General features: G+C 31.8%; 16 protein-coding genes and 1 other RNA gene. 12 read left to right on the forward strand and 5 right to left on the reverse strand.

Annotated features, from left to right (window positions below):
* Nucleotides 1-134: 134 nt before the first annotated feature.
* Nucleotides 135-716 carry a MiaE family protein gene (locus tag N456_RS12765; RefSeq protein WP_062057658.1) on the reverse strand — a complete coding sequence of 194 codons (582 nt, stop codon included), beginning with the start codon at nucleotides 714-716 and terminating at the stop codon, nucleotides 135-137.
* 341 nt (nucleotides 717-1,057) lie between these two features.
* On the opposite strand from N456_RS12765, the gene N456_RS25165 reads away from it, so the two are divergent.
* The gene (locus tag N456_RS25165) at nucleotides 1,058-1,192 is read left to right on the forward strand and encodes a hypothetical protein (protein WP_262482838.1); all 135 of its coding nucleotides are present in this window, start codon (nucleotides 1,058-1,060) and stop codon (nucleotides 1,190-1,192) included.
* A 121-nt stretch (nucleotides 1,193-1,313) separates the two neighbouring features.
* Here the strand turns inward: N456_RS25165 and N456_RS12770 are convergent, their stop codons facing one another.
* Complete coding sequence (locus N456_RS12770; RefSeq protein WP_062058626.1) at nucleotides 1,314-3,116, reverse strand: DNA polymerase III subunit gamma/tau; 1,803 nt, start codon at nucleotides 3,114-3,116, stop codon at nucleotides 1,314-1,316.
* Between the two features lie 128 nt (nucleotides 3,117-3,244).
* Between N456_RS12770 and rnpB the strand changes: the two genes are divergently transcribed.
* An RNA gene (gene rnpB / locus N456_RS12775) (RNase P RNA component class A) lies at nucleotides 3,245-3,558 on the forward strand.
* A gap of 337 nt (nucleotides 3,559-3,895) precedes the next feature.
* Here rnpB and N456_RS12780 read toward each other — a convergent pair.
* On the reverse strand, nucleotides 3,896-4,297 hold the full coding sequence (locus tag N456_RS12780) for a hypothetical protein (RefSeq protein WP_062057661.1): 402 nt from the start codon (nucleotides 4,295-4,297) through the stop codon (nucleotides 3,896-3,898).
* A 308-nt stretch (nucleotides 4,298-4,605) separates the two neighbouring features.
* Between N456_RS12780 and bshA the strand changes: the two genes are divergently transcribed.
* Complete coding sequence (bshA, locus tag N456_RS12785) at nucleotides 4,606-5,733, forward strand: N-acetyl-alpha-D-glucosaminyl L-malate synthase BshA (RefSeq protein WP_062057664.1); 1,128 nt, start codon at nucleotides 4,606-4,608, stop codon at nucleotides 5,731-5,733.
* A 537-nt stretch (nucleotides 5,734-6,270) separates the two neighbouring features.
* Here bshA and N456_RS12790 read toward each other — a convergent pair.
* Both N456_RS12790 and N456_RS12795 read right to left on the reverse strand, forming a co-directional pair.
* The gene (locus N456_RS12790) at nucleotides 6,271-6,759 is read right to left on the reverse strand and encodes a hypothetical protein (protein WP_062058627.1); all 489 of its coding nucleotides are present in this window, start codon (nucleotides 6,757-6,759) and stop codon (nucleotides 6,271-6,273) included.
* A gap of 90 nt (nucleotides 6,760-6,849) precedes the next feature.
* The gene (locus tag N456_RS12795; RefSeq protein ID WP_062057667.1) at nucleotides 6,850-7,668 is read right to left on the reverse strand and encodes a DUF1338 domain-containing protein; all 819 of its coding nucleotides are present in this window, start codon (nucleotides 7,666-7,668) and stop codon (nucleotides 6,850-6,852) included.
* Nucleotides 7,669-7,832: 164 nt separating this feature from the next.
* Here N456_RS12795 and N456_RS12800 point away from each other — a divergent pair, with 164 nt between their 5' ends.
* From N456_RS12800 to N456_RS12830, 9 genes are all read left to right on the forward strand, one after another.
* A complete protein-coding gene (locus N456_RS12800) occupies nucleotides 7,833-8,318 on the forward strand; it encodes an Lrp/AsnC family transcriptional regulator (protein WP_062057670.1) in 486 nt (161 codons plus the stop codon).
* Entirely contained in the window at nucleotides 8,302-11,232 is a 2,931-nt protein-coding gene (locus tag N456_RS12805; RefSeq protein WP_062057673.1) for an FAD-binding and (Fe-S)-binding domain-containing protein, read from the forward strand. The genes N456_RS12800 and N456_RS12805 overlap by 17 nt, the downstream gene beginning before the upstream one ends.
* A gap of 72 nt (nucleotides 11,233-11,304) precedes the next feature.
* Nucleotides 11,305-12,183, forward strand: a complete 879-nt coding sequence (locus tag N456_RS12810; RefSeq protein WP_062057676.1) for a PPK2 family polyphosphate kinase — start codon at nucleotides 11,305-11,307, stop codon at nucleotides 12,181-12,183.
* Nucleotides 12,184-12,204: 21 nt separating this feature from the next.
* The gene (locus tag N456_RS12815) at nucleotides 12,205-13,593 is read left to right on the forward strand and encodes a M20/M25/M40 family metallo-hydrolase (protein ID WP_062057679.1); all 1,389 of its coding nucleotides are present in this window, start codon (nucleotides 12,205-12,207) and stop codon (nucleotides 13,591-13,593) included.
* 106 nt (nucleotides 13,594-13,699) lie between these two features.
* Nucleotides 13,700-13,861 carry an HAD domain-containing protein gene (locus N456_RS25170; protein WP_158447885.1) on the forward strand — a complete coding sequence of 54 codons (162 nt, stop codon included), beginning with the start codon at nucleotides 13,700-13,702 and terminating at the stop codon, nucleotides 13,859-13,861.
* Between the two features lie 41 nt (nucleotides 13,862-13,902).
* Nucleotides 13,903-14,190 (forward strand): hypothetical protein, encoded by a 288-nt coding sequence (locus N456_RS25175; RefSeq protein ID WP_148639322.1) that lies wholly within the window; start codon nucleotides 13,903-13,905, stop codon nucleotides 14,188-14,190.
* Between the two features lie 329 nt (nucleotides 14,191-14,519).
* Nucleotides 14,520-14,654 carry a hypothetical protein gene (locus N456_RS25180; RefSeq protein ID WP_262482839.1) on the forward strand — a complete coding sequence of 45 codons (135 nt, stop codon included), beginning with the start codon at nucleotides 14,520-14,522 and terminating at the stop codon, nucleotides 14,652-14,654.
* 427 nt (nucleotides 14,655-15,081) lie between these two features.
* Complete coding sequence (gene tssD, locus N456_RS12825) at nucleotides 15,082-15,795, forward strand: type VI secretion system tube protein TssD (RefSeq protein WP_062057685.1); 714 nt, start codon at nucleotides 15,082-15,084, stop codon at nucleotides 15,793-15,795.
* Entirely contained in the window at nucleotides 15,785-16,927 is a 1,143-nt protein-coding gene (locus N456_RS12830; protein WP_148639323.1) for a GIY-YIG nuclease family protein, read from the forward strand. The genes tssD and N456_RS12830 overlap by 11 nt, the downstream gene beginning before the upstream one ends.
* Nucleotides 16,928-16,937 lie beyond the last annotated feature (10 nt).

The raw sequence follows: 16,937 nt of genomic DNA on the forward strand, positions 1-16,937 counted from the left end.
ATAATCCGTTTTCACAGTTCAGATTTTAGTAAATCTATATGTGATGTAATGAATAAGGCTGTCTTTTGACAGCCTTATTCTATATTATATAAGTAATGTTTTTAGATGACTAGAAAATAATAGAGAAACTAAAATTAACCGTGTATAGTTTCTTTATTACCAAGATCTTTCATGATTTTTGCTTCATAAACTAGTAAATCCTCCCATTTTTTATCAACTTCATTGCGATCCCCGTATGTACGTGCAAAATTTAAAAACATAGTATAATGATTAGCTTCACTAATCATTAAGCTTCTATAAAAATCAGCTAGTTCCTTATCTTCTAATTCCTCAGAAAGTAATTTAAAACGCTCACAACTTCTAGCTTCAATCAATGCTGCATATAATAGCCGATGTACTAATTGGGTAGTTCTACTTCCTCCTTTAGGAAAAAAAGTAATTAATTGAACTACATAGTCATCTTTTCTATCTCTTCCCAGAACCCAACCTCGTTCTATGATTTTATCATGTACCATTTTAAAATGACTAACCTCTTCTTTTACAAGTTTAATCATCTCCTGTACTAGCTCTGTATATTCTGGAAAACTAACAATAAGAGATATTGCAGTCGAAGTAGCTTTTTGCTCACAATAAGCATGATCCGTAAGTATTTCTTCAATGTTTTTTTCTACGATATTTACCCATCTAGGATCTGTAGGGAGTTTAAGGCCTAACATACATCTTCTTTTATAAGGTTCTTAAAAAAAATTACACAAATATATAGAAGTAAGACTGATCTTTTTAATACTATTCATAAAATCAATTAATTTTATGAATAGTAGGCAAAATAGAGTAAACCCGAATGATGTAATACAACTTAGTTATAACGCTTGAAAATTTAGTAAAGCGATGGTGTTTGCAACAATTTCAGACACACTAGATTTTCTATTACATAACACGGATTAAATAGATGAAGGTATGCTATAAAGGTATTCTAACATTTATTATTTTATGATAAGTAGTTAGAATTGTAAGTTTTCTTTTTTAAAGGCTACTAATTCGAAAAATAGAATTTTTAATGGAAATATTTGATTACTTAACAGGAAGAGGAGGAATGTTATTGCTAGGTTTATTTGTGGTTATTGTAGTTTTATACAACAAAATTAAAGATAGAAACCGTTTTAAAAGACCTTCTAAAAAGGGAAAGAATTAACTCCTATATTCACTAATTTGGTGCTAATCCCACTAGCGTGTTTAATTGTTCGATGTTTGTATCAAAATGGTTAAAGTTTTTTCTTTTTTATATTTCGTAGGTTTTCCCTAAGGTTATTGACTTATATATCTAAGTCAAAAGAAGAACGCAATTTATCTATAAGCGGGTTTTTTTCTCTTAATTTATCGTATTTGTCTTGTGGTGTAAAGGCATATTTTTTTGAAGCCTCTTCATTTACAGTAATAGTAAGCTGTATACTATAATTGTTTAATTTTTTGTATAAGAATTGTAGTAATCCTGATTGCGCAGCTTCAAGATCTACTTTCATTGATTGGTTAGGTAATTCTAATAAGATAGTTTCTTTATTCAGTTTTGGGATATTCATGGCAAACATAGATCCAATAATACGTTCTCCTTTTTTATCCTGCATCTTACCATATGCTATCCAAGCTTCTTGTATTTGTGCTTCTGTAAATTCTTCTCTGGGTAAATTTTGAGGATCGACAATTTTCTCTTCTTTATTTTCTTCGTGTTCTTTTTTCTTTCTAATACTGCTCAAAGATAACCCAGAAGTATGTCGTTTTTTATTAAGAATACTGCTTGTTTTTTTATCTAGGACTACAGGAGGTGGAATCTCTTTTTGTGGGAGGTTTTCTTTGGTTTCAGTAGTTTTAGTACTAGTATTGGTAGCGGAAGGAGGGGATTGAGGATGCTCTTTAGCTTGTTGTGAATTATGATCTTGTTGTCTTAATTCAACTTTTTTTGTTGCTTTTTCTTTTACCTCTGATGAAATTGTAACGGCTTCAATACCTTTATCTTTAAAATATGAAGGAGGAATTATGTACGGTCTGTCATTTTTTTTTTCTCCATCGATAAGGATAGAGGCAAGCTGCATTAATGATAACTCTACGAGGAGTCGTTGATTACGACTAGTTTTATACTTTAGATCACAATCATTAGCGAGTTCTATACCTTTAATGAGAAAACTATGAGGTGCTTTCTTAGATTGTTCTAAATATTTCGATTTTGTTTGTTCCCCTACTTCAAGTAAATTAATAGTTGCTTGATTTTTACAAACTAGCAAGTCTCTAAAATGTGATGCCAGACCAGAAATATAGTGATGACCATCAAACCCTTGTGCTAGAATCTCATTAAATTCTAAAAGTAATTGAGGGATATTGTTTTCTAGTACTAAATCTGTAGTTTTAAAATATGTTTCGTAATCTAGTACGTTAAGATTTTCAGTAACAGCTTGGCGTGTAAGATTTTTTCCACTAAAACTTACTACTCGGTCAAATATTGATAATGCATCTCGCATAGCACCATCTGCTTTTTGTGCGATAATTTGTAAAGCATCTTCATCTGCAGTAATTCCTTCTTGAGTAGCCACCTGCATTAAATGATTTTTAGCATCGGTTACTGTGATGCGTTTAAAATCAAATATCTGACAGCGTGATAATATGGTAGGTATAATTTTATGCTTCTCGGTAGTTGCCAGAATAAAAATAGCATGTTTAGGAGGTTCTTCTAATGTTTTTAGAAAAGCATTAAAAGCTGCTTGTGATAACATATGAACCTCATCAATGATATATACCTTATATTTTCCTACTTGAGGAGGGATTCGTACCTGATCAATAAGGCTTCGGATATCGTCTACAGAATTATTCGAAGCAGCATCCAGTTCAAAAATATTAAAAGCAAAATCTTCATCAGGGTGCTGTTCTCCATCCTGATTAATAGTTTTTGCCAAAATTCTGGCACAAGACGTTTTTCCTACACCACGAGGACCAGTAAATAATAATGCTTGAGCAAGGTGATTATTATCTATAGCATTTAGTAATGTATTAGTAATAGCCTGTTGCCCTACAACATCTCTAAATGTCTGAGGTCTATATTTACGTGCTGATACTATAAAATGCTCCATCGATACAAAGTTAAAAATTGCATATAAATAAGAAATGATAACATTCATTTTTTATGTATAGTTATTAACAGTTAAAAAATAATCTTCAATTTTAAACACTACCATTATAATTATAATACTTTTGCATCAAAGCAGATCACTTTATCGCTGTTCGCATATGCGAAGAGAGGAAAGTCCGGACACCGTAGCACAGTATAGCGGGTAACGCCCGTCCATCGCGAGATGAGGACAAGTGCAACAGAAAGTATGTACAGGTAATGCTGTAGTGAAACCAGGTAAACTCTATGCGGTGCAACGCCATGTATACCAGCTTTTAAGGGTTGTGCGCCTAATGTTGGAGGGTAGGCGGTTAGAGCTATTAAGTAATTAATTGCCTAGATAAATGATAAGGATATTCGTAGTATACGAATACACAGAATCCGGCTTATGATCTGCTTTTTTCTTTTATACTTCTATAATTTTACGAGTGATATCATTTCTATTGTAAAGAAATAGGCATTTACATTCAGGAAATTAGTATTTACACTAAAGAAATAGGCATTTACATTCAGGAAATTAGTATTTACACTAAAGAAATAGGCATTTACATTCAGGAAATTAGTATTTACACTAAAGAAATAGGCATTTACATTCAGGAAATTAACATTTACATTAAAGAAATAGGCATTTACATTCAGGAAATTAGTATTTACACTAAAGAAATAGACATTTACATTCAGGAAATGAATATCTATCTGTATATCTAGAATCGAGTTATTTTTGAATTGAGTTTATACCCCCTAATCCCATAAAGTATTACCTATACGTTCATTCCAGGTTGTATGATCATTAATAAGTTTTAGAGAAGATGCATTTATGATTTCAAACGTCATGTTATTCAGAAAACCCGATGTGCTAGGTGATGCGTTTATTATTATTTTATTACCTTCAATAGTATAATTAACAGAGTATCTTATGTCTGTTAGCATAATCACTGCCTTTTTATTATCCGTAAAACTTAATTCTTGATGACAGTTTATGAAAAAATCTTGATTAGTTTGTGCATTTGTACATTCTTGTTCAGTTTTAAAATAAAGATGATCAAAAGTTTTTCCAATAAATGAAGATTGTTCTGAATCATCATCATTTGTACAACTTAGAAGTAATATTCCAATAACAGAAATTAGAAAATATATTTTCATTTGCTTTTTTTTAATAGATGCATTTTATAGAAAATGTTGCGTCTAAATATAGGTTAATTAAAATATATACTATAGAAATGATGGTAGATTTTAGTAATACGATAAATTAATGTTTTAAGTTCTATAGTAGAATTTCTGAGAATAAAAATAAAAAATAGAATTTGTTTTATATGGTAAAGTGTATATTTTCAGTAGATTGAATTATATTAAGAGTGTTTAGAGAAGAGGATAATAGACTTTTTAAAATATCTTTAACAATTAACAATACTAATTTTCTTGTACCTTGTGGACGAAAGAAATCTAAATACATGAAAATTGCTATTGTTTGTTATCCTACCTTTGGAGGTAGTGGAGTAGTTGCTACAGAATTGGGAATTGCTTTGGCTAAATTGAATCATGAAGTTCATTTTATTACCTATAAACAACCCGTTCGTTTAAATTTATTGAATCCTAATATTCATTTTCACGAAGTTAGTGTTCCTGCATACCCACTTTTTCATTACCAACCCTATGAATTAGCATTATCTAGTAAGCTGGTTGGGACGATTAAAAAATATAATATTGATATCCTACATGTACACTATGCTATACCACATGCCTACGCAGGATATATGGCAAAAAAGATGTTAGAAGAAGAAGGAATTCATATTCCTATGGTAACGACATTACATGGTACTGATATTACATTAGTAGGTAATCATCCTTTTTATAAACCCGCAGTAACGTTTAGTATTAATAAAAGTGATATTGTCACTTCTGTATCCCAAAGTCTTAAAGACGATACACTACGCTTATTTGATATTAAAAAAAATATAGAAGTAGTCCCTAATTTTATTGATGTAAGTCAAAGACAAACTAGTTTTACAGATTGCCAACGAGAAGTAATGGCAACCCCAGAAGAACGTATTGTAACTCATATAAGTAATTTTAGAGTAGTAAAACGTATTTCGGATATTGTAGATATATTTTATAATATTCAGAAAAAAATTCCTGCTAAGTTATTGATGGTAGGAGAAGGACCTGAGCGTGGACCAGCAGAAAAAAAATGTAAAGAATTAGGGATAAAAGATAAGGTAGTTTTCTTTGGGAATAGTAATGAAATAGATAAGATTTTATGTTTTTCAGATTTATTTTTATTACCCTCAGAAAGAGAAAGCTTTGGATTAGCAGCTTTAGAAGCAATGGTAAATAAGGTGCCTGTGATATCCAGTAATGCGGGTGGAATTCCAGAAGTAAATACACAGGGGGTATCAGGATATCTAAGTGATGTAGGTAATGTGAAAGAAATGTCCGAAAATGCAATTCGAATTTTGGAAGATGATAATGTATTAGAAAGGTTTAAACAAAATGCATATAATGAAGCTAAAAAATTTGATGTTAATACAATCGTTCCTAAATATATAGCCCTATACGAGAGTGCATTGGCAATATTCTAGAAGTAATATTTGTTGATTGCCAATCAAAAGATATTAGACTATAGACTTGTTTGTTTAGATAAAACATGAAAAATGAGGTGTAAAAGAAATGAAAGATAAATAGCTGTTGAACAACTCATAATTTAGAATAAGTTAGCATTATTTTTAATGATTACACATATAAATATTACTATGCCTATATAAAACCAAGTCTTCCAAATTATTTAAAGAGTTATAAGTATCTTTCTGAAAAGATTGAAATAGCTATTGTGAGCTGTAATATGATCACCAAAAAATGTACAACCTACCATTTTATATAGAGCATATATCAAAAACAACCATTGTATAAATTTTTATTTGTAATGAAAACAATACGCTCTATGTCTCTTTAAGTTTTTTTATTTCTTTATTGGATTGGGGTATGCATAGTTAAATAAAGATGTATCTTTTGTATAAAAAAAACCTCATAATAAACTTTATGAGGTTTTTTTGGATTATTTTGATTGTCGTCTAGGCAAGTAAGCCTACGTAAAATTAATTATATTCTTCAATTAGGAATTAAAATTGGTAACGTATTCCTATTCCTATATCGAAATCTAAATCATCATGATGATTATCCCCAAAAGCTATTTCGGGCCTTAGGTCTAATGAGATAAGTAACGGAATATCAAAATTATACTCGATACCAATATCACCAGCTATAAAAACAAAAGCATCACTATCATCACCTTTAATAGTGTCATTATCATAATCTACAAAGATTAATCCACCTCCTGGTCCAACATACCAATTAAAACCTTTATCTAAGTTAAATACCCATTGGTATATACCAGCCATTTTTATAGCGTTAAAATATCTTTCATCTCTCCATCCTAGATCAAATTCTAATCTATTTTCACTGTTTAATCCCAGTTGATAAGAAACCTCTATGCCAAAACCATCATTATCCCCTAATCGTAGCCCAAGAGCATGCTTAGAAAATTCTTGTGATTGAATTGTACTTACAGCACCTAATAAGAAAGTTGTAATAATAAAAATACGTTTAATCATAGTAAATAGGTTTAATATTTAGTTCTCGAAATATAACGTCACAAATTTCGTATTCTGTAAGTAGAGGTCTTAATTTTTTGTTAATAATTATGAGTTATTTTTCTGTAATTGCATGTCTGTACTTTCAAATATTTTATCAGCAGAATCTGCAATAAAGCCATTAAAAATGGTGTTTTCAGGATCTTTATATCGATAAGAAAACTCGTAATAACATGAGGTTATTTTTTTAACATTTTCTTTAAATTTTACTTCTATTACATCTGCTAAGATGCTGGATTGCTCTAATAATTGTGATGGAGAACCTTTTATCTCACCTCCAGAAGTATTCATTTTAAAACCATTATCTTTAAGAAAACCATTCACTTCAGTAAGGCTTTTAAAACTGTTTAATTGATTAACATTTACTGTAAAATGATTGGAACAAAAACCATTAACATACATCCAAGCAGCATACTCTGATACAGCAAGAAGATCTTCATAGATTTTAATACTTGGTGTTGACCAAACTCTACCTTTTAAAACAAGATCATTTTGTAAGAACAATTGAGGATCTACTGAATCTAAAATAGCCTTAATAGTAGTATTTAGTTCTGTAGAAAACTCTTCTAAGAGCAATTCACTAATAAATATTTTTGGAGCATTAGGATCATTTTTGTGTTCGAAGTGTCTGGCATACAGTTTTTTTGATTGAAAATGATATTCATCTTTTGGTTCATATCCCATATTGATAAAGGGCTTTGCTAAAACATCAATAGCTACTCTAGGATCATTAAAAGTACGTATAGCAATATGATCATTAAAAACAGTATTACCCTCTGCTTCTAATAAAGATTTTATCGTTTTTGCTGATGGGGTTTTTAAAGTATATTGTTTCCAAAGTTCTTCAAAAAAACTATTTAAATCCATTGTAATATATGTTTTTATTTTTCTACAAAATTATTGTATTTGATTACTAAAATGATATATTTATGTTATTTTTGATACTTGTATATTCTATTTTATGTCAAATTGATGTATTGTGTTATTTCTATCTTCATTTTGACTATTGATGTTTTAAATTTTTAATTATTATGAGTCATTTTGATTATATAGATCAGCAAATATTATTACAAATACGAAAAGATGCGAGAAAACCTTTTTCTCAGATTGCAGAAGATTTAAAAATATCTAATTCTCTGGTACATCAGAGAATTAAAAAATTAAAACAATCAGAAGTTATCAATAAAGCAGAATTTGTAGTAGATGAAAAACGGATTGGATTCAGAACAAAATCATACGTTGGCATACAGCTTAAAGAAGCACGATATGCATCATCAGTAGTAGAAGGTTTACAGAAAATTCCTGAGATATTAGAATGTAATTATGTTTCTGGTCAATATGCAATTTTCTTTCTTATTTTTACCTATGATAATCAGCATTTAAGAAAAATACTATATGATCAGGTTCACCAAATCGAAGGGGTAGCTGGGACAGATAGTTTTATATGTTTTGATACGAATTTTAAAAGACAGGTTTCTCTCGATTCTTTAGGAAAGAAAAATGATTATGATAGATAATAGTACATTAGTTTCTTTACATAAAAACCTTGAGGGAGAATTACAATTTGATACACTTACTAAATCTTTGTATGCAACAGATGCTTCAGTATATAGAAGAATCCCTTTGGCAGTTGCTTTTCCAAAATCAATAAGAGACTTAAAAAAGATAATTTTATTTGCAGCAAAGTATAACCTTGGACTTATTCCTAGAACAGCAGGGACTTCTCTGGCAGGGCAATGTGTTGGTGATGGTATTGTAGTAGATGTTTCTAAATACTTTACCAAAATACGATCAGTAGATAAAGTAAAAAAAACAGTTACTGTTCAACCAGGAGTGATCCGAGATGACCTTAATCGATTTCTAAAATCATACGGATTATTTTTTGGTCCTAATACATCAACCTCTAATAGATGTATGATTGGAGGAATGATAGGGAATAATAGTAGCGGTACTACCTCAATTCAATACGGAGTAACAAGGGATAAGGTAGTAGCAATGCAGATTATATTGTCTGATGGTAGTGAGGTTACATTTTCAGAACTATCAAAAAATGATTTTGAACTAAAAAAGAATCTAAATACTTTAGAGGGAGAAATTTATAAACAAATATATACAGAACTTTCTCCTAAAGAAGTTCAGAAACAAGTCTTAACACATTTTCCTAAACCAGAAATTCATCGTCGTAATACAGGATACGCCATTGATGAATTAATCGATTCTGATATATTTTCTGATACAACGACACCTTTTAATATGTGTAAACTATTATCAGGAAGTGAAGGTACATTAGCATTTACAACACAAGTAACTTTACAATTAGATGATTTACCTCCTAAGGAGTCTTTGATGATTGCGGCACATTTTACAAGTATTGATGATTGTATGAAAGCAGTAGTGCCTGTAATGAAACATTCATTATTTACTTGCGAAATGATGGATAAGACCATTTTGGATTGTACAAAGAATAATATAGAGCAGCTAAAGAATCGATTTTTTATTGTTGATGATCCAGAAGCAATATTGATGTTAGAACTTAGAGCTAATGATATAACAAGTTTACAAGAGCAAGAACAAAAATTATTAAAAACACTCGTAGACTCTGGATTAAGTTACGCAAACCCTATTCTGAAAGGATCAGAAATCGATCAAGCATTAGAACTTAGAAAAGCAGGGTTAGGATTACTGGGTAATATTATAGGAGATAAAAAAGCCGTAGCATGTATAGAAGATACAGCAGTTGCGATATCTGATCTAGCAGATTATATAGCAGAGTTTACTGATTTAATGAAGGCATATGATCAGCAAACAGTATACTATGCGCATGCAGGAGCAGGAGAAATACATCTTCGCCCTATTCTTGATCTCAAAAAAAGTGATGATGTAAGCTTGTTTAAAAAAATCACAGATGATGTAGCAGTTTTGGTAAAAAAATACCAAGGCTCTATGAGTGGAGAGCATGGAGATGGTATTGTAAGAGCGGAGTATATACCGTTTATGATTGGAGAAGAAAACTATAAGATTTTACAACGAATCAAAAATACATTTGATCCTAATTGTGTTTTTAATCCAGGTAAAATCATTAATGCGTATCCTATGGATCAGCAATTACGATATGAGACAGATCGTAAGGAACCAGAGATAAATACCATACTAGATTTTACAGATTCACTAGGGATTTTAAGAGCTACAGAAAAATGTAATGGAAGTGGTGATTGTCGTAAATCTGTAGAAGCCGGTGGAACTATGTGCCCTAGTTATCGAGTTACCAAAAATGAAAAAGATACAACACGAGGTAGAGCGAATACATTACGAGAATTTTTAACCAATAACACGCAGCCTAATAAGTTTAATACTAAAGAATTAAAAGATGTTTTTGATCTTTGTTTAAGTTGTAAGGGGTGTTCTAGTGAGTGCCCATCTAATGTTGATATCGCTACATTAAAAGCAGAATTTGAATACCAATATCAAAAAGAAAATGGAACATCATTGCGAACCAAAATTTTTGCAAATTCTAATACATTAAATAATTTGGGGCGTATAGCTCCTAAAATAACAAACTTCTTTTTTAAAAATAAACTAACATCAAGAATCCTAAAAACAACTTTAGGTATTGCTAAGAAGAGAGATATGCCATTATTAAGTAAACAATCATTACGAAGCTGGTGTGATCAAAACATAAAAAAAGTACAACCTCAAAACCCTGTGAAGACAGTTTACTTTTTTATAGATGAGTTTACAAATCATTTAGATGCAGAAATAGGGATTGATGCAATAGAATTGCTTACGAGATTAAATTACGAAGTAAAAGTAGTGACTCATAAAGAAAGTGGACGTACTTTTATTTCTAAAGGAATACTAGAAAAAGCAAAAATACTAGCAAATCATAATATTGAAATATTTAAAGACCTAATAACAGCGCAAACCCCATTAATAGGTTTAGAGCCTTCTGCGATATTGACTTTTAGAGATGAATACCATCGACTAGCAGATGATAAAGAAAAAGCTGATACTATTGCAAAACATACATTTTTGATTGATGAGTTTTTAAATGCTGAAATAAAAAAAGGAAATATATCTTCTAATCAATTTACTACAGAGGGTAAAACGATAAAATTGCATGGACATTGCCATCAAAAAGCATTATCAGGAGTAGATCATACATTTATGGCATTAAATTTACCACAAAACTATAAAGTGACTATCATTCCATCAGGATGTTGTGGTATGGCAGGATCTTTTGGATATGAAAAAGAGCATTATGATATAAGTATGCAAATAGGAGAACAAACCTTGTTTCCTGCAGTTAGAAAAGCACCAGAAAGCACTACAATTGCAGCAGTAGGTACAAGTTGTAGGCATCAAATAAAAGATGGAACAAATCGATTAGCATTACACCCAGTAACTATTTTAAAAAAGGCATTACTCCATTAAGTAATGTATGAGATAGTTTTTTTAGACCACAGAAAACTTTAGTATCTTTCGGGTGTTAATATAAATTATAGTATGAAGAAGATACATCACGAAGATTTTAAAGTGTCTGACACTATAAACTTATCTACGATTTCTACAACCTTAGATCTCGAAGAGAGCGAAAAAAAAATAGAGAAAGAGCTCGAAGAAGTACGAGAGAAACTAGGAGAATTACAAGATACGTTATACGCTCATGGTAAGTATGCCGTATTGATATGTCTTCAGGGGATGGATACTTCTGGTAAAGATAGTTTGATCAGAGAAGTATTTAAGGATTTTAATACTCGTGGGATTATAGTACATAGTTTTAAAGTACCTACAGAATTAGAGCAATCTCATGATTACTTATGGAGGCATTATATAGCCTTGCCACAACGAGGTAAATTTGGAGTCTTTAATAGGACACATTATGAGAATGTTTTGGTAACAAGAGTACATCCAGAATATATATTAGGAGAGAATATTCCTCATATTAATACCGTTGATGCTATAGATGATAGATTTTGGGATCAACGTTTTGAACAAATAAGAAATTTTGAAAAACATATTGCAGATAATGGAACACTGATTTATAAATTCTATTTACATCTGTCTAAAGAAGAACAAAAAAATAGACTGCTACGTAGGTTAGATAAGAAAGAGAAAAATTGGAAATTCTCTGCAGGAGATTTAAAAGAACGAAAACTTTGGGATCAATACCAATATTGTTATCAGGATGCTATCAATAAGACATCATTTTCATATGCGCCATGGTATGTTATCCCTGCAGATAATAAACCTGTAGCAAGATATATAGTAGCCAAAACGTTATATGATACATTAAAGGAGTATGATGATATCCAAGAACCAGAATTAGACGATAAAACAAAAGCTAATCTAGACCTATATAGAGCTCAATTAGAGCGTGAATAAAAGAAACTATTAAAATATACTATGTTAAAAATACTAACCTCTATCGTATGTATTCTAGTATCATGTAGTGCCTTTGCACAAAATGATGTAAAAGAAGATTCGATTATCTTAAAAAAAATATACAGCACATCATTGCTTAATGGTAATAGTTATCAGTGGCTTGATTATTTATCTAATCAGATAGGAGGAAGGCTTTCTGGTTCTATAAATGCACAATTAGCAGTAGAATGGGCAGAGAAAGAGTTGAAAAAAATTGGAATTGACAAGGTATGGTTACAGCCCGTTATGGTGCCTAAGTGGACCCGAGGAGTAACAGAGTTTGCATATATAGAAACAGAACCAGGTAAAACCACTAATGTACCAATATGCGCATTAGGAGGATCTGTACCTACATTTATAGGAGGAACCAAAGCGCCAATTATAGAGGTTAAACATTTATCAGATCTTGAGAAATTAGGAATAGACCAAGTAAAAGGAAAGATTGTATTTTATAACCGTCCAATGCAAGCAGATCTAATTAGTACATTTAGTGCTTATGGAGGTTGTGTGGATCAGCGATATTCCGGAGCAGCTGAGGCAGCTAAATATGGAGCAGTAGGAGTAATTGTACGTTCTATGAATCTTAGAAAAGATGATTTCCCACATACAGGGTCTATGAGTTATGGAACTCTTAAAAATAAAGACAAAATCCCAGCTGCAGCAATTAGTACCAACGGAGCCGATTTACTAAGCTCTATGTTAAAACTAAACCCGAATATTAAATTTAATTTTAATATGAATTGTCGCACATGGAAAGATGTACAATCCTATAATGTAATAGGTCAAATTACAGGAACTACATTACCTAATGAATATATGGTAGTTGGAGGTCATTTAGATTCATGGGATTTAGGAGATGGTTCTCATGATGATGGAGCAGGAGTAGTGCAGTCAATGGAGGTGCTACGTTTGCTTAAAGAAATAGGATATAAACCAAAAAGAACTATTAGAGTAGTACTTTTTATGAATGAAGAGAATGGATTACGAGGAGGTAAAAAGTATGCAGCAGTAGCAAAAAATAAAGGAGAAAACCATGTTTTTGCTTTAGAAAGCGATGCAGGAGGATTTACTCCTAGAGGGTTTTCTTTTGATTGTGATACCGCTAATTTTGATCAGATAAAAAGTTGGAAACCTCTTTTCGAGCCTTACTTGATTCATTATTTTGTGAAGGGAAGAAGTGGAGCAGATATTGGACCATTAAAAAAAGAAAAAATGGTTTTAGCCGGACTTAGACCAGATTCGCAACGTTATTTTGATTACCACCATGCTAAGAATGATACTTTTGATGCCGTTAATAAACGAGAATTAGAGTTAGGAGCTGCCACGATGACAAGTTTAGTATATCTTTTTGATACCTATGGAGTGAAATAAATTACTTACTTCATTATTATAAATAAATGCTAATCATGTGCCTATACAAGTGGGTATAGCGATCACTTTCCTGTTTATCTATATGTTATGCACGATCAGAATTAATATGAAAATTATTTTTTTAGATATTGATGGAGTTTTAAATTCTGATACTTGGGAAAAATCTGATGAATACATTAATGGAGAATATCCTGAAAAAATGTTTGACCCCAATACGGTTAACTTATTGAATAAAATAATTAGCGAAACAGAATCCAAAATAGTATAGTATTGACTTCAACATGGAGATTAAAACACTCGTTGGGCGAAATGAAAAGTATTTTCTCTAGAGTTGGAATTAACTGTGATTTAATTGATTTTACACCAGACTTGAAAAAAGATAATAATTACACTTTGAGAGGGAATGAAATACTCAAACGGTGTAAAGACAACCGCAAGGTAATTGGAACAAAACCTTTGAATTATACGGATTTCATCATTTTAGATGATAACAATGATATGCTACTCTGGCAGTCCAAGTATTTTTTTCAAACAGATAGACTTTGCGGACTTAGCTTAACTGTAACCAGAGAAGCTATACGAATGCTGAAAAAATAAAGTGCATAACATGATATATTTATATTACTTTGCTCCTATCTGAGGGCATGCTACATTAAATTGATTTTCAAAAATTGATCCTTCTGGGATTTTCTGAGCTGTACCTCCTTCTACACTAAACGTTCCATCTCCATTATCACATACTTCACAATACGCTACACAATCATTTTTATCTAATAGAAAATCAGCATATTCCGTTTAAGGGAATTTTCCCCATAGTGTAAAAAAGATTTTCTATTCTAGTATAATCCCTTATTTTTGAGGTAGAATATACATAGTAATAACCACTTAATACAATCATTACTAATTTACACAAAAATCAATATTACATGAGAAATGTTGTCGAAGATTTACTTCCCCAAGAGGAAAGACAAAAAGCAGAACATCTAGTAGCACAGCTAGAGTCCATTTTTATAGACAAGCTATCTGCCCTAACCGAAAAAAAAACATTACTCATAGTATAGCAGAGATGCAAGTAAGGAAGGGTTTACAGAAAAAGTAGCAGAACTTAAGCAGTTCTTTGCCCATACCAAAAAAATCAATACCGAACCAGAGGAGTACCCCTCCATTTAGCAAGATATACGCTCTGTTGCGTCAAAAAGACGTTCCGTTTAGCAAAAAAGACGAAGTTTTTAGCTTACTGTATTAAAAAATTAACCTTTGTCGTTAAAATTTCAACACATTTAGTCGAAATTTTAACCCAAAGGGTTAAAAAATAAGCAAACCCAGCCAAACACTTCGTCAAAAAGACGCACCACATCCTCCCCATGGTTAAACAGTGCATAGAATTGTCTAAAAATAAAGTCATAATCATTAAAAATCCCCACCCTAATGATCAAAGCTTTATAAACCAATACCAATATCTCTTATAAACCTAATCAAAAAACAGCAATGTCTACACAGCACACTACTAGATTCTATATAGACGGTCATAGCCTACCCGTACTAGCATATAGAGAAATCATACAACAACAAACCAATTATAACGGCATGCCCTCTAGTATACCATACGGCAGTGGCATCTATCAATTAGTAGTCCCCGATATAGGCAGATGGACACACCTATTCGACAATTGGGCACTATCCCCCACCATGCGAAAAGAATGTAAGATAGAAACCCAATCCATACAAGGTACTACAATGTTTAAAACCCTAGAGCTATGGGATACCTACTGCACTCGCCTAGAGTATCAAGATGGTGGATACGATGGAGCAATCTATACTCTAACACTATCAGCTGCCACCGTAATCCGTAATGGAGAGGTCATTACCTCTAAGTGGTGGCGTATAAAAGATCCTAATATAAGAAATGAACCTATACAGCAAGCAGAAGAGCTAAATCCAAGGATCATTAAACAGTACATCACTGATCGTAACGACGTAGAACTCAATCAATACCAACGAGGACACGAAATATATTGCGTTATCAAATCAGAACATATGGTTAACGAAACTATAGATATTGATCTTTCTAAATTCGAAGTGCCACTTTTATATCGTAGTAAACGCTTACAAGATAACATCATCAAAGACTATACAATTAATATCGATGAAGAAAAAATTCCATTAGAAGTAATCTCAGAAAACTACAAAGATGAGCAATAACTATAAGAATCAATACGGTAAGAATACGATTAAGATCATACATAGGGGTAAGGTCGTTAGCCAAACAAGTATGAAAGTACAGCTTGGCGGAGGTGATGTCGTAGACAAGCCCGTACAGACCAATATCACCTATACCGATGATGATGGTAAAGGCTTACTACATATCAATCACCAAGCTATTGTAGTAGGCGAAACTGTTGCACAAGTAAAACGCTCTACTACTGCCAAGGTTACCGACAGAGGGACGATACTAGTAAGTCAGTTAAAATCTGAAATTTCATCACGGGGCGAAGACGTATTTTTCTACGATAACTCACTAGGTACTTTTGAGGGCTCTTTAGCAGATGCACAACGTCTATTTCCTAATGTAGATTTTTCGGACTTACAAGTAGCTGATAGTGTTGATCGTAGTAATCCAGAATTTAAAAACCTACCCAAAGTAACACCAGATCAGACGGTAACATGGCAAGAAATTAGCAAATACGATGCAGAAGATAATGGAGGCGCACCTACCACATGGGATGATTGGGCAGATAGCTTACAAACAGGATTAGATATTGCGGGGCTTGTTCCTGGTCTTGGAGAAATTGCTGATTTAGCCAATGGATGTATATCATTAGCAAGAGGTAATTATGGCGATGCAGCACTCAGTTTTGCAGCAATGGTACCAGGGTTTGGAGTCGCTGCAACTATTGCTAAACAAGCAAAAAAACTAAGTAAAGTAGTTGATAACAAAGGGATTTATGACCTAATCATTAAAAATGCTGATGATCTAGAGCAAGCATATGTAGGGCAATCAAAAAATATTTTTAAAAGACTAAAGCAGCATTTTGGCAAAAGTGGTAAATTAGGACAAAAAACAGAAGAAGTAATAGGCGGTGTACTCCATAAAATGAAAGGCTCTACCAAATTAGAACGAGAAATATATGAGCAGTTTATTATTTTAGAAAAATATAGAAAAAATGTGATAAAGAATAGTAATTTATGGAAAAAACTTCTTAATAAGGTAAATCCAGTAGGAGGTAGATTTAACTTGAATACTCCACAAGGCAGAGATAAGTTTTATAAAATGGCAGAAGAAATAGCAGATAAATATGATTTACCTAAAACATTTACAAAAGTTTTTAATTAAAATATAAAAA

Source organism: Aquimarina longa SW024, assembly GCF_001401755.1.
In the GTDB taxonomy this organism is placed as follows: domain Bacteria; phylum Bacteroidota; class Bacteroidia; order Flavobacteriales; family Flavobacteriaceae; genus Aquimarina; species Aquimarina longa.

What these genes read in the sequence shown, in the direction of transcription:
- N456_RS12780 (WP_062057661.1), bottom strand. Translation starts at nt 4,297, where the DNA reads ATGAAAATATATTTTCTAATTTCTGTTATTGGAATATTACTTCTAAGT.
- N456_RS12805 (WP_062057673.1), top strand. Translation starts at nt 8,302, where the DNA reads ATGATTATGATAGATAATAGTACATTAGTTTCTTTACATAAAAACCTT.
- N456_RS25165 (WP_262482838.1), top strand. Translation starts at nt 1,058, where the DNA reads ATGGAAATATTTGATTACTTAACAGGAAGAGGAGGAATGTTATTGCTA.
- N456_RS25170 (WP_158447885.1), top strand. Translation starts at nt 13,700, where the DNA reads ATGAAAATTATTTTTTTAGATATTGATGGAGTTTTAAATTCTGATACT.
- tssD (WP_062057685.1), top strand. Translation starts at nt 15,082, where the DNA reads ATGTCTACACAGCACACTACTAGATTCTATATAGACGGTCATAGCCTA.
- N456_RS12795 (WP_062057667.1), bottom strand. Translation starts at nt 7,668, where the DNA reads ATGGATTTAAATAGTTTTTTTGAAGAACTTTGGAAACAATATACTTTA.
- N456_RS12765 (WP_062057658.1), bottom strand. Translation starts at nt 716, where the DNA reads ATGTTAGGCCTTAAACTCCCTACAGATCCTAGATGGGTAAATATCGTA.
- N456_RS12815 (WP_062057679.1), top strand. Translation starts at nt 12,205, where the DNA reads ATGTTAAAAATACTAACCTCTATCGTATGTATTCTAGTATCATGTAGT.
- bshA (WP_062057664.1), top strand. Translation starts at nt 4,606, where the DNA reads ATGAAAATTGCTATTGTTTGTTATCCTACCTTTGGAGGTAGTGGAGTA.
- N456_RS12770 (WP_062058626.1), bottom strand. Translation starts at nt 3,116, where the DNA reads ATGGAGCATTTTATAGTATCAGCACGTAAATATAGACCTCAGACATTT.
- N456_RS25180 (WP_262482839.1), top strand. Translation starts at nt 14,520, where the DNA reads ATGAGAAATGTTGTCGAAGATTTACTTCCCCAAGAGGAAAGACAAAAA.
- N456_RS12830 (WP_148639323.1), top strand. Translation starts at nt 15,785, where the DNA reads ATGAGCAATAACTATAAGAATCAATACGGTAAGAATACGATTAAGATC.
- N456_RS12810 (WP_062057676.1), top strand. Translation starts at nt 11,305, where the DNA reads ATGAAGAAGATACATCACGAAGATTTTAAAGTGTCTGACACTATAAAC.
- N456_RS25175 (WP_148639322.1), top strand. Translation starts at nt 13,903, where the DNA reads ATGAAAAGTATTTTCTCTAGAGTTGGAATTAACTGTGATTTAATTGAT.
- N456_RS12800 (WP_062057670.1), top strand. Translation starts at nt 7,833, where the DNA reads ATGAGTCATTTTGATTATATAGATCAGCAAATATTATTACAAATACGA.